The sequence below is a fragment of the Xanthobacter cornucopiae genome (assembly GCF_043195065.2).
GTDB lineage: Bacteria > Pseudomonadota > Alphaproteobacteria > Rhizobiales > Xanthobacteraceae > Xanthobacter.
The window spans coordinates 995493-1009349 of the sequence record NZ_CM195531.1 but is presented as its reverse complement, the minus strand read 5'-3'; the positions used below and the strand labels follow the sequence as shown (position 1 = coordinate 1009349).

Sequence of the window (13857 nt, the reverse complement as noted above, 5' to 3'; positions counted from 1 at the left end):
GCAATCTCAAAACGTCCGGCAAATCCGTTGCTCGGACAGGCGCCTAGCTATGCCAGGTGTTGGCGCTTTTCGTTGCCTGCGCGATCGTCGTGGCGGCAACGTCCGAGGCGCCGACCGCGGTGGGATCGAAGGCGATGCCTTTGCTGGTCTTGTAATTGGCTGCAAAGGTCGCCATGGCCTGTACGAGGCTATCCACCTGCTGCGCGGACGTCAGCTCCAAGCCGTCATTGGCTGAAATGACAGAGAGCCGCTCCCAATCCTGGCTCGACGCACTATCATACCAGTCCTTGACCACGACCTGCCGGGTGGTGCCCAGCACGTCGATGACGAGGTCATCGCCGGAGTGGACGAACCAGAGCTGGTCGGAATCGAAGGCGATATCCAATTCGCCGCTGGCACCGGTGTTCGACGACAGGCCGTTGACGATAATCTCGCTTTGCTGCGCCGCGCCGAAGATGTAGGTGTCGAAATCGCCCCCTCCCTTCAGCGTATCGTTGCCGCCGCCGCCGTTCAGAGTGTCGGAACCCTTGCGTCCGTCGAGAACATTGGTCGAGCTGTTGCCGGTGAGGACGTCGTTGAAGGCCCCTCCTGTGGCGTTCTCCACGTTCCGGATCACGTCGCCCAGGGCGTCGCTGCCGCTCCCGCCAGACGCCGTGGTCTGCGCGCCCCGGACGCCGAGGGTGACCTTCACAGCGGCACCCGAGGAGGAGTAGTCCACCGTGTCCACGCCCGCGCCACCATCCAGTGTGTCGGCGCCAGCTCCACCGGACAGCCTGTCGTTGCCGGCACCCCCTTCCAGCAGGTCGGCTCCAATGTCACCTACCTCTCCACCATCAAGGGAGTCGTTTCCAGCACCTCCGATCAAGACATCGTTTTTTGCACCTCCGACGATGGTGTCGTTTCCCGCTCCGCCGTCAATATAGCCCTCCGCGGCCGAATTTCCTGTGATCTTGTCGTTGCCGGCACTCGCGATCAAAGCCTCGAAGTTTCCCTTGGTGAGGTCGATGACGGCATCGGCTGACGTGGTGAGAACTCCGGTATCATATCCTGCTCCCCCATCGACCGCGCGAGCTTTCCTGCCGGCAGAGGCAAAACCAAAGTAATCTATAAATTCAAGATCGCCACTTTTTCCGTAGCTTCTACAATCAAAATAAATGGTATCGTCTCCATTTCCGCCAGAAAGCACATCACCATCGCCGAAGCCACCATCTATCACGTCATTTCCATTTGCCCCTTCCAGATAGTCACTCGCATCAAATGTCGTCGATCCAGAGATATAAACCTCCTTATCCCCGAACGCTGTGACCCAACTTCCAGCACCGCCTTCATAGCCATCGCCGCCGATCTCAAGGCTAGCTATAGACGCTACATTTTTTCCAGATTTGTCACTAATGGAAATCTTGGTATAAGGCCAGTAATTTCCGTTTGCATTTTTGTATTTATCAATAGATCCATTCAGAAATACATGAACACGAGATGATAAAACGAATGTTTTATCTGTATTTTCATCTACACACAAAACATCAACTTGCACCGGAAGCGTTTCGGAATCGTAGTAATTTTTTACGTTTCCATCCTTTGAAATGTATGCGTTTGTGTTTGCCCCCAACGCGATCTCCGCCCCGGGATTTCGACCGCTTGCACCGCGAGTATATAACAAATCGGCCTTAACGCGGAAGATGCGGTTGTTGGCTCCGGATGAAGTTACCGACGCGTCCTGCGCAGCGATAATTATATCGTTAGACCCCTTGATGACGACCGAAGCCTCCGGTCCGACCAGAAGGCTTCCACCCTCCAGTAGAACTGTATTATTTTTTCCAGACACGACGACATCGACCTCTCCGGCATTAAGCTTTACCGTATTGTCGTCACTCGTTATAAATGTTCGCGTCGCATCCGATGTGGTCTCGACTATCGTTCCAGATTTTCCATTGGCGCTGGTCGAGGCGACGATTGTGCTGATAACCTTGCCCTTGCCATTTTCCGCGACGCGTGTGGTGGTCACGCTGCCATCCAGATGCGTAAGCGTCACCTCATCGGTATTATCCGCGCTGAAGTGTGCCGTCCGCAGAGAGCCATCGGCGCTGATCGTCGTATCAACCCGGTCTTCCACATGGCCATTCGGACGTAGACGGTAACTTATGACGTGACGCGACCCATCGACGTTGATGGTCATTTCTTCATGGTTATCAAAGGTGCCGTTACCATCGACATCCGTATTGGTGGTGCGTGTCAGTCCGTCCGCGCTGACGGTCACGGTGCTTTGGCTCAGTGAGCCGTCGGTCCTGCGGTCTGTGATGCTGGTCTGGGAGCTGCCGTCGGCGGCGAGGGTCGTGATTTCCGTGTGATCGATGATCTTGTCGCCGTCGGTGTCCTTCTCCAGCGTAACGGTCCGGCCATCGGCGCTGGTGGTCATGATCCCCTTCTGGACCAAGGTTCCGTTGGCGGCCGTGTCGGTGACGGTTTCCACCTGATGGCCGTCGGCGGAAGCGACCACCACGTCCGTTCGCGTCTGGTCGGTCACGCCGTCGCCATCGAAGTCCCACGTGGTGGTGGTCGTCAGCCCGTCGGCGCTGACGGTCTCGGTCGAGCTGGCGGCGGCCTTGCCGTCACTGCCATAGTCGGCGGTGGTGGTGGTGACGCCGCCATCGATGGCCGTCACCGCGACAATCCTCTGGTCGAGCGTGTCGTTGCCATCGGCATTGCGGGTCGTCATGGTGGTGCGCCCATCCGCGGAGGTGATGGTGGCGGCTCGCCCCTGAACCGTCAAGCCGTCGGCGGCCGTGTCAAGAAGCGTGCTTTCGGTGCTGCCGTCGGCATTCTTCAGGGTCGAGACGGTCCGGATCCGGTCGATGGTCCCATCCCCGTCAAAGTCGCCCTTGCTGGTGCTGCTGAGGCCCGAGGCGCTGGTCGTCGTGGTGACGGAGGAGAGCTTTTTGCCGCCCTTGGAGGCGGTGACGGTCCGCGTCCGGCTGCCATCGGCGTTGAGCGTGGTCTTGTCGGTGGACGACTGGCTCAAAGCGTCAGAGCCGACGATGTCCCAGTCGGTGCTGACGGTCAATCCATCGGCACTGATGGTCTGGGCATATTGAGTCTGGAGGGTTTTTCCGGTGCCATCGAAATAGGAGACCGTGTGGGTGGTTGCGCCAGCAGACAGGGTCGTCTGGTCGGTCTTTACCCCCTCGTAGCCGCCCGTGCCGTCAAGGTTCCACTTGGTGGTGACCGACGCGCCGCCGGCCGCGGTCATGACGACGGTCACATCCTTCTTCGATGTACCAGCCACATACGTCGCGGTCTCCACTCGGCTTCCGTCGGTCTTCAGCACGATGACGTCGGTCAACGCCGCCTCGAAGGCGTCGTCGCCGTTGGTGTCCCATTGAGTGGTGGTCGAGAGCCCGGTGGATGTCCGGGTGACGACGCGCTCATCGGAAACCACGCCCGCGGTGGTGAGGTCCTGCGCCGTCGTGACGAGACGATCGTCATCCGTGTTGGTGGCGCCTGCCTGCAGCTCGGTTCTGACCTTCTGGTCGACTTTGCCGTCGCCGTTGTGGTCAAGGGTCGTGGTGGTGAGCAACTGGTCGGCGCTGACGACTCTCTTCCAGCTGGACGCGAGCACGGTCGGAGAGGTCGCGCCAGTACCCAGCTTGTAGTCGCTGATGGTTTCGGTCTGCACGCCATTGGTGGCGACCACGACGAGATGGTCCTCCCGCAGGTCGAAAGTGCCGTCGCCGTCGAGATCCCATTGGGTAATGTCGTTCAGCCCGTCGCCGCGCCGCCAGGCGACGGTTTGCGCGGTCTTCGTGTTGCCGGCGTCGAAATCGGTCACGGTGCGGGTGCTGCTGCCGTCCATCCCCCGGGAGGTGACGTCGGTGCGCGACTGGTCGATGGCGCTATCAGACCCATTATACCAACGGGTCGTGATGGACAGGCCGTTGGCGCTGGTGATGGTCTGGAGCTTGTCCTTCTGCGCGCCATCCGCCTTGTAGTCGGTGGCGGTGACCGTCGTCCGCCCGTCGCTCGACAGGGCGGTCGACACGATCTGGTCCGTATCGCCGTCGCCATCGATGTCGGCGCGCACGGTCACATTGCCGTGAGCGCCGGTGGTGGTGACGGTCCGCGAGATCAGGCGGGGGGTCGCCTCGCCGCTGAACGCCGACACGGTGCGCGTGCGATCGCCATCACCAGCGCTGTCGAGCACGGTCACATCCTTGGTGACCCTTTCGGCCACCCCATTACCGTCCGCGTCGGCCTGGGTCGTCACGGAGCGACCATCGGCGCTGGCGGTCACCACCTGAGAGCGGGCGGCCAGCACGCTCGTCCCGGTATTGGTGATGGTCTCGCGTGTGGAACCGTCGTCCAGCAGTTCGCTCTTGTCCACCACTGTGGCGTCAAAGACGCCGTTGCCGTCGAGATCCTGCGTGGTGGTCACCGTCAGACCATTGCCGGATGTGATGGTCTGGGTGGATTGCACCAGGGTGGTGCCGCTGAAGTCCCGAACCGTCTCGATGGTGGAGCCATCGGCGGCATAGGCGCGCACATCAGTATGGCTGGCGTCGGTCGTGCCGTCGCCGTTCACGTCCTGCTTCGTGGTCGTGGAGAGGCCATCGGCGCTGGTGATCATGGTGGCGACGGTCATCGCCTTGCGGCTGAGGTTGTAGCTGGTGAAAGTGTCGGTCACGGTGCCGTCGGCGCCTGTCGCGCTCATCGTGGCGCGGTCGTTGAGGCCGTCGCCATTGAGGTCTTCCAACAGGCTGGTGGCGAGGCGGTTGGCACTCACCTTGGTGACCGAGAGCGAGTGCCGCGAGCCGTCCGCATTGGTGACTTCCACTGTCTCGGTCCGGCTGCCGTCGCTATTGAGCGCCAAGGTGTCGGTCTCGGTCGCATCGATGATCCCGTCGCCATCGATGTCGCTGCGGGTGATGGTCCTCAGGCCGTTGGCGGAGGTGATCTGCGTGAACCGGCTGTGCAGAACGTCGGTGGTGTCGCCGTGATAGACGCCATCATATAGCGAAACGGTGGTGGTGATGCTGCCGCTGGCATTGGTCACGGTCGAGTCGAGCTCGGTCTCGCTGACGGTGCCGGCAGAGTTGAAGGCGCGGGTGATGGCCGTGGACTTGCCGTCCGCTGACGTTTCCGTCCGGGTCCGCGAAACCAGGGTCTGGCCTGCATAAAGATCGAGCGTGTCGGTCTTGGAGCCGTCCGCATCGACGGTGATGGTTTCGTTCCGCTCCCACTGGCCGTCGCCATTGGCGTCGGTCCGGAGCGTGCGGGACCGTTCGTCCGCGGTCCACACTGTGATCTGCTGCGAGAGCAGGGTGGTGTCGTCCCCGGCGGTAACGCGGACCGTGCGGGTCGACGAACCGTTCGATGAAACCACGGTCTGGTCGCGCAGAGTCTGGTCCGGCGTGCTGCTGGCACCCGAATAGATGCGTTCCCTGTGCGTCATGCCATTGGCGCCGACCTCGGTGATGATCTTGCCGATGACCGCGCCGGAGGCGCTCTTCGTGGTCTGCGTGGTGACGGTGCTGCCGCTGTCGTCCACGGAGAGGGCGGCAACGCGGGTGAGGTCGGTGGTGCCGTCGCCATCGCTGTCGACGGCGGTGGTGGTCACCTGTCCGTCGGCGCGGGTGGTGATGGTGGTGCGGCCGAGAAGGGTGCTGGTGGAACCGCCATCGCCGCTGCGCTGTTCGATGGTCTCGACCTCGCTGCCATCGGCATTGACGACGGTCGCGTCCTTCCGCGTCTGTTCATAGGTGCCGTCGCCGTCGAGGTCGGAACGCTGGACCTGCGTATGGCCGGTGGCGGTCACCACGGTTGCGATGGTCACGGTCTTGTCGATGACGCTGCCGTCGGGCGCGACATCGGTGACCGTGACGGTGGTGCCGCCGGTGGTCACCCGCGCTTCGGTGCGATCCACGGTGCCATTGCCGTCGAGGTCCGAACTGATGGTGGTGGTCTTGCCGGTGGAATTGCGCACCGTGACCGTGCGGTCGGTGAGCGCGCCGGCGACATCGAAATTGGAAACGGTAGTGGTGCGGGTGCCGTCGTCGGCCTTGGCGACGATGCGCGTCTGGCGGCTCTCGAACAGGCCGTCCGCGTTGAGATCCTGCTTCAAGGTCCGGGTGAGGCCGTCGGCGCTGATGGTGGTGATGGTTTCCTTGGAGAAGGCGCCATCGGTGGTATAGGCCTTCACGTCCACCACGGTGGAGCCATCAGCCTGCTTGGCGGAAGTGCGCGCGACGATCTCGCCCGTGGCCTCATAGGCGAGCACGGTGTCGGCGGCGGCGCGGGCGACGCCGTTGCGCACGAAGGTGGCGGAGCCGAGGATCTGCGAGCCGTCGGAGAAGCTCTGCTCGGTGTCGTCAGGCGTCAGCGCGATTTCGGTGATGCCCAGTTCGTCCATGGTCTTCAGCACCTGGGTGCCGGTGGAGCCGGTGACCTGCACCTTGAACTTGGACCACTGGTCGTCGAGCGCACTCAACTTGCCGTCGTCATTGGTGTCGAACACGTCGGCGAGCGCTTCCATGTCGCTCTCGGCGCCGGGACTGTATTGGGTGAACTGGAACGCCTGCGGATTGTCCACGTCCCCGGTGCCGCTACGGTCATAGACCAGCACGCCGTCGCCGGCCCCGGCCCAGGCGGTGCGGTGCTGCGTGCCGTCGCCTTCCATGTCCATGTAGATGTCGGAATCGGTGCTCTCGATGATGCTTACGCCGTCGCCGTTGAGGTCCAGCACAACCGGGAACGAGAAACTGATACCGCCGGAGAAGCCGAACCCGCCGTTGGAGCCGCCATAGACCGCCCAGGCGCCGCCGACGCCCTCGCCGAACCCGCCGGAAGATGGCAGGCCGGAAGGGACATAGGCGCCAAGGTTCGGTCCGGTGACCGGGATGCCGGCGAGGTCCGAGAAGGACGCGTAACCGAGCGCGGAATTGATGGCGTCCTGGGAGATGTAACCGCCGACATTCGGCGTGGACCAGTCAACCGCACTCGTCACATCCGCGCCCGACAGGCCCGTGAAGGTGAGCTGGGCGGCGTTGGTGTCGGCTGAGGCTGCGCCCGATGACGTCATGGCCGTGAAGCCGAAGATACCAGCCGCCGCGAGTTCTCCCATGCTCAGGTATGAATTATAATCATAATTAGAATAATCAATAATATATGCTATGTATTCAGAGATATCGTTCACGGTTTCAGAAATATATTTTATGGAATTATATGTATTATTTATGGAATAATAAGCCGAATCTATCGATTCAGATACGGCGGCTGCGGAATGTTGGACCTGCGCGGCGCTGGATGTAAGCACCCAAGCCCCCGTAAGAGCCGTGATATGAGCGGCTCCGCTTAAGGTTTCCGTGACCGGCCACGACGTCGGCGTTGATGCTGCATTCGACCACGTTGTTCCGAGCGCGAATACCCCAGAATACATCAAATGCCCAATTGCCACTCCTGTCATTTCATAAGAAAAATTCTTGTAGAAATAATTGTCTGTGAGATCAGCATCTATTTCATACGACATCAACGTCCCAGACGACCAATCCCTACCTAAAGATGCATCTGCCGCTCCGCCGAATGCTTCCAGCGGAATATTCCACTGCGGATAGACAATATAATGAATATTATTTATGACATTTTCAGTTGGGATACCACCTGAGCGTTCATTGATATATCTAAAATCAGCGTTAGCAAGATCGAGCATTAATCCAAGCCGCACCTGCTGGTAGCGACCTTCACCAATTGCATTTATCACATTATTGTTCGCCGTCTGCCCGAATATCCCCTCGTTATTTATCACCTTGAGTGCATTCGCGGCGTAACCTCGAAACTCAACCTGTACATTGTAATATGAACGAAGATAGTTTTCGGCATTCTGAAAATCACCGTACTCGTATGAATTACTAGCGCGCTGAACAAATCCACCAATTTCATCTAATTTCGAACGGCTATATGTCGGCACGACACCCTCCAAGAGTTAATTAGCAGAAGCAGAACCCGCCGCAGACCCAGTTTCACCCCCGGCCTCAACCCGAAACGAAGTCAGCAAGGCAACAATGTTCTTGTGTATGTCCGGAGCTAAATCGAAATAATCATACCCATAAGCATATGATATTGCAGTTTTATCGTATAAATTGAAATTAACAACACAGCCTGGGGATGGCGGCTTAACATTGATCCCTGGAAACCCAGTATTACACTGTATAATAATCATGCCATCTCCATCGCCGCAGGCCTGAATTATGCTTCCACCCATGAAAATGCCATCATATCTTTTACATCCATTTGCTAATAATGTATATTTTGAATTATCTAATAATAAAATGTCATATTTTTTGTTGACACTTAGCTCTATAGCCGTGTTTTCGCTTAAGTATTTCATTGTATTGTTATTCTCAAATGCATTTTCCAACATTTGCGACTGTGATATGAGGTTCTTTCCATATTCGACCATGACATGAAGGTTGCGGTGCCAGCCCTGGCCCTTTCCCCAAACGGCGACTTCGGCTGGGTCGTCCGCCATTGGGGTGGCATCCGGCACCAGGGCGTCGAAGCCGAAGGCCGCGTAGTCGCGCTCCGCATTATATTGCTGCACCCAGATCCAGTATTTCCGCACGGGAAGGCGGTACAAGGTGCGGCCGAACCAGACGTCCTTGTATGCGGGCCCGCTGGCCGCCCTCGCGCCGGCCGGGCGCGAGCCGAACACCGGCCACCGCGTGCCATCGGGATGAGGCCCCTGATCGTATCTGGCAATAATCATCAGCGCAATGACGCCGACGATGGGAATGGCGACGATAATCGCAACAAATATGAAAAGTATACGAAGAAACCTCATCTCATTGCCCTACCTCTGATGTTCGCCAATGGGTGCCGGCCGTAATTTTCAATGCCCTCCTCATGCCATGCACACGGGCTGCGTCACCTTTCCCTTCCCCCTTCGTGGGCATATTTGAGCAATGGGGAGAGGAGGAAGTCGATGATGCGGCGGCGGCCGGTCTTGATCTCCGCCGTTACCGCCATGCCGGCCTCGATCGGGCGGAAGCCCTGTTCCGTCTCAAGGCCGCTCTCCCGCACCGAAAGCCGCGCCACATATGTGGGCTGGCGCGCCTGGCGGGCCGTCTCGTCGGCGGCGGCCTCGCCCGGGCGCGGCGCCGACCCGCCCGTCACCGCATCCCGGCTCACGCTCTCCACAACCCCATGCAGAAGCCCGTAGCGGGTGTAGGTGAAGGCTTCCACCTTCACTTCCGCCTCCTGGCCCGCGTGCACGAACCCCACGTCCCGGTTCATCAGCTCCGCCTCGATCTCCAGACGCCCGTCGCGGGGCACGATCACCATCAGTTGCTGCGCCGGCGTCACCACCCCGCCGATGGTGTGCACCGCCAATTGCTGCACGGTGCCGTCCACCGGCGCGGTCAGCGTCTGGTCAAGACGCCGCCGCGCCGCCTTCACCTTCTCCTCGCCGTGCTCAACCGCCTGCATCTGCGCCTTGGCGAGGTCCGACAACAGGCTCTTGCGATATTCGGAGGCCGCCTCCAGCCGCTGCTTCTCCAGCGCCCCGAGCGCCGCCGCCACCTCGTCCGCCCGGTGCGCGTCCACCAGCAATTGCTGCTCCTGCTCCACCACCTTCTGCTGCGCGTCCAGATACAGCACTTTGGTGCCGTAGCCCTTCTGCATCAAGGTCTCGCGCATGTCGCGCTGGTCCTTCAACAGCGGCAGCAGCGCCTCCCCCTTGGCGATGGTCGCCGCCACCGCGCGGCGCTCCGCCGCCTTCTGCGCGATCTGACGCTCAAGGGTCGACAGCCGCGCCTGATGCTCCGCCCGCTGCGCCTCCATCTGCCGCCGCGCGGTGTCCGCCAGCTCCCCCGCCACCCCCGGCGGCGGCGCGAACGCGGCCGGATCGTCCGCCAGCAGCGCCGCCAGCCGGGCGATGTCGAGCCGGTCCTGCGCCAGGTCATGGCCCAGCCGGCGGGCATCCGCATCGCTCGCGGTCGGGTCGATCTCGATCAGAATGTCCCCGGCCCTGACGGCCATGCCGTCGCGCACGAGGATCGCCCGCACCACGCCGGTCTCCAGCGGCTGGATCATCTTGGTCCGCCCCGCCGGCACCACCCGCCCCTCGGCGGTGGCGATGATGTCGATGCTGCCGAACCAGCTCCAGGCGAGCGCCAGCAGCGAAAAGCCGACGATGCTGGCGCCGATGGCCCGCCCCACCGGCGAGGGCGGCGTTTCAATGATCTCCAGCGCCGCCGGCAGGAACTCCAGCTCCTGGCGGCCGCGTCGCGCCGCTTTCAGCGGCACCACGGGGGCGGAGGTCTCGCGCCCCATCATGCTTCTCCCGATTGCAGCTGGTGCAGGCTGGCATAGCGCCCACCCGCGCGCACCAAGGCCTCGTGGTTGCCATCCTCCACCAGCCGGCCGCGCTCCAGGGTGAGGATGCGATCGGCCTGGCGCACCGTGGACAGACGGTGAGCGATGATGATGACGGTGCGCCCGTTGGCGATGCGCGCCATGTTCTGCTGCACCGCCCGCTCGCTCTCATAGTCGAGGGCGCTCGTCGCCTCGTCGAAGATCAGGATGCGCGGGTTGGTGACGAGCGCCCGCGCGATGGCGATGCGCTGGCGCTGGCCGCCGGAAAGCCCATTGCCGCGCTCGCCCACCGCCGTGTCATAGCCCTGCGGCAGCTCCAGGATGAAATCATGCGCCCCGGCAAGCCGCGCCGCTTCCACCACCCGCTCCATCGACATGGTGGGATCGGCCAGGGCGATGTTTTCCCGCACCGAGCGGTTGAACAGCACGTTCTCCTGCAGCACCACGCCAATCTGCCGCCGGAGCCAGGCCACATCCACCATGGCGAGGTCGACCCCGTCGATCAGCACCCGGCCGCCTTCGGGCACATAGAGCCGCTGCACCAATTTGGCGAGGGTGGACTTGCCCGAGCCGGACGGCCCCACGATACCCACCACCTGCCCCGCCGCAATGTCCAGCGACAGGTCCGGAAGCACGATCTGGCCGCCGGTGCGATAGCGGAACGCCACATGATCGAACCGGATCGCCCCCCGGATCGCCGGCAACGCCGCCCGTCCCGGCGCATGGGAGGGCTCCGGCGCGGTGTTCAGGATGTCGCCGAGCCGGTCGATGGAAATCCGCGCCTGATGGAAGTCCTGCCACACCTGCGCCAGCCGCAGCACCGGCTGCGACACCCGCGAGGCCAGCATGTTGAAGGCCACCAGCTCGCCCACCGTGAGGCTGCCGTCGACGACCAGGCGGGCACCGAAATAGAGGGTGGCCGCCGTCACCAGCTTGGCCGTGAGCTGCACGCTCTGGCTCGCCCAATTGCCGAGGTTCTGCACCTTGAAGCTGGCGCTCACATAGGCCGCGAGCTGCTCCTCCCAGCGGCGCTGCATCTGCGGCTCTACCGCCATCGCCTTCAACGTCTCGACCCCGGTGACGCTCTCCACCAGCAGCGCCTGATTCTCGGCGCCCTTGTTGAACTTGTCCTCCAGCCGCCGGCGAAACAGCGGCGTCACTCCAGCCGACACCCCAATATAAATTGGAAATGATGCTAGAACGATGAAGGTCAGCGTCGCCGAATACATGAACATCACGGCGATGAAGACAAACGCAAAGACCAGATCGACCACAAGGGTCAGTGCCGAGCCGGTCAGAAAACTGCGGATGTTCTCCAGCTCGCGCACGCGAGCCACCGAATCCCCCGCCCGCCGCGCCTCGAAATAGGCGATCGGCAGACCCATCAGGTGCCGGTAAAGCCGCGCGCCCAGTTCCACGTCGATCCGATTGGTGGTGTGCGCGAAGACGTGGGTACGCAAGGCCCCAAGCAGCGCCTCGAATACCGACACCACGACCAGGCCGACGACAAGGATGTCGAGCGTCGTCAGTCCCCGGTGCACCAGCACCTTGTCGATCACCACCTGGAAGAACAAAGGCGAGATCAGCGCCAGCACCTGGAGGAAGAGAGACGCCGCCAAGACTTCCCCGAGCAGGGCACGATACTTGTGCATCGCCCGGATGAACCAGGAGATATCGAACCGCCGCGCGAGATCCGAAAAGCGGACGCGGCGTGTCAAAAGCAGCAGCCGGCCGCTCCATTGCGCCTCGAACGCCTCCCGCGCCAATTGCAAGGGCCGCCCCGAAGCCGGATCGTGGATGAGCGCCGCGTCATCGGAGACCTTGGCAAGGATGACAAAGGTACCATCCTTTAACGCGGCGATCGCCGGCAAAGGCGTGCCGGAAAGCTTGCGCCAGCCGGACGACACCATGCGGGCCTTCAGCCCGAACGCACGGGCGGACCGCAGCATGTCTGCGGTTCCGACCTGCGCAACGCCAAGTTGATGGCGCAGCTGATCGGCTTCCGCCGCCACGCCGTGGAAACGCAACAGGAGCACAAGCGCGCCGAGGCCGGAATCCAGCTTCACACCCGCATCACCCTCGCCTGACATGTGTGACCACCCTGACACAACACAAGGTGGGAGCTAACAGCGCCCCAGATGCACGACAAGGTTGTTTTCGCGTCGAGGAATATGCCGCTACGAAAGGTGTTGCAGCACCGCATCACCCACTCCGGCCTCGCATGCGAGGTCTCGACCTAGGTGTTTGATCCCGGGCTTTGATGGTGCAGTCTTTTCGCAGGACTGGAAGGATGCGCTATGGGCCAGGTTCTGCATGGATGCGCCATGACGACACAGGCGGTCCGGCGAGCGATACAGCATAGTCAAGAGAGCCTGAGGGCTCTGGCGAAACGCTACGGGATCAACCAGAAGACCGTCGCGAAATGGAAGCAGCGGACCTCCTGCGCGGATCTTCCCACCGGCCCGAAGGACGCCAAGTCGACGGTCCTGTCCGTTGAGGAAGAGGCGATCGTCGTCGCCTTCCGCAGGCACACCCTGTTGCCGCTCGACGACTGCCTCTACGCCCTGCAGCCGGCAGCGACCGCCTCACCGGCGGGGCCGGCGACGACATCTATTATGTCGACGAGGCTGCTGACCGCATCATCGAAGCCGCCGGCGGGGGCACTGACACCGTCTATTCTACCATCAGCTACATGTTGGCAGCGCAGCTGGACAATCTGGAACTGGTCGGGTCCGGAGACATGGATGGCCAGGGCAACGCCCTCGACAACCGATTGGTCGGCAACGAATGGGCCAATGCTCTTGACGGCGGCACTGGCGCCGACACCCTGGTCGGAAACGATGGGGACGATACCTACACCGTCGATAATGCCGGGGATACAGTCATTGAAGCGCCGGGTGGAGGGAACGACTTCGTGCGCAGCTCGATCAGCTTTGAACTCGGAATCGGGCTTGAAAATTTGGTCCTGCTCGGCACCAAAAGTCTCACGGCCGCCGGCAACGAATTGGACAACGTGATCAGCGGCAACTCAGGCTCCAATCGGATCGAAGGCGGATTTGGCACCGACACCCTCACGGGGGGCGCGGGGCGCGATACCTTTGTGTGGACCGACGTGGAGGAAACAGCCGATAACAGCTGGTATGCCGATATCATTACCGACTTCAGCACGGCGCAGCGCGACCGCATCAGCTTGACCGCCATCGACGCCGACACGACCACCTCGGGTGACCAGGCCTTCCGCTACATTGCCGGAGCCGCTTTCAGCGGAGCGGGGCAAGTTCGTTCCTATTCTGAATCGGGATACACCTGCCTCGCGTTGAATACTGATCGCAACCTCGACACTGTCGAAGGCGTGATCCGACTCGACGGTACACCGAGGCTGAGTTCGGCCAGCTTCCTGCTTTAGCCGGTCGAACCGCAGGGAACCGGCCTTTCGGGGCCCTGTGACGCGAGCCCTGGCAAGATTTCCGGGCCGCTTTTCGGCCGCGACGTTAG

Annotated in this window: 5 protein-coding genes and 2 pseudogenes; 3 read left to right on the top strand and 4 right to left on the bottom strand. The window is 61.6% G+C overall.

Annotated elements, in window-relative coordinates; genetic code table 11:
• Positions 1–43: 43 nt before the first annotated feature.
• The 4 genes from V5F53_RS04400 to V5F53_RS04385 all read right to left on the bottom strand — a co-directional run bounded on the left by V5F53_RS04400 (position 44) and on the right by V5F53_RS04385 (position 12374).
• On the bottom strand, positions 44–7957 hold the full coding sequence (locus V5F53_RS04400; protein WP_393998568.1) for an SPM autocatalytic domain-containing protein: 7914 nt from the start codon (positions 7955–7957) through the stop codon (positions 44–46).
• Positions 7958–7972: 15 nt separating this feature from the next.
• Entirely contained in the window at positions 7973–8830 is an 858-nt protein-coding gene (locus V5F53_RS04395) for a hypothetical protein (protein WP_393998569.1), read from the bottom strand.
• A gap of 83 nt (positions 8831–8913) precedes the next feature.
• The gene (locus tag V5F53_RS04390) at positions 8914–10323 is read right to left on the bottom strand and encodes an HlyD family type I secretion periplasmic adaptor subunit (RefSeq protein WP_393998570.1); all 1410 of its coding nucleotides are present in this window, start codon (positions 10321–10323) and stop codon (positions 8914–8916) included.
• Positions 10320–12374, bottom strand: a complete 2055-nt coding sequence (locus V5F53_RS04385; protein ID WP_393998609.1) for a type I secretion system permease/ATPase — start codon at positions 12372–12374, stop codon at positions 10320–10322. The genes V5F53_RS04390 and V5F53_RS04385 overlap by 4 nt, the downstream gene beginning before the upstream one ends.
• Before the next feature lie 285 nt (positions 12375–12659).
• Here V5F53_RS04385 and V5F53_RS04380 point away from each other — a divergent pair.
• The 3 genes and pseudogenes from V5F53_RS04380 to V5F53_RS04370 form a co-directional block, all read left to right on the top strand.
• Positions 12660–12935, top strand: a pseudogene (locus V5F53_RS04380) (IS481 family transposase); the annotation flags it as partial.
• Positions 12914–12970, top strand: a pseudogene (locus V5F53_RS04375) (hypothetical protein); the annotation flags it as partial. The pseudogenes V5F53_RS04380 and V5F53_RS04375, both read left to right, overlap by 22 nt.
• 84 nt (positions 12971–13054) lie before the next feature.
• Positions 13055–13768 (top strand): calcium-binding protein, encoded by a 714-nt coding sequence (locus V5F53_RS04370; protein WP_393998571.1) that lies wholly within the window; start codon positions 13055–13057, stop codon positions 13766–13768.
• The last annotated feature ends 89 nt before the right edge of the window (positions 13769–13857 follow it).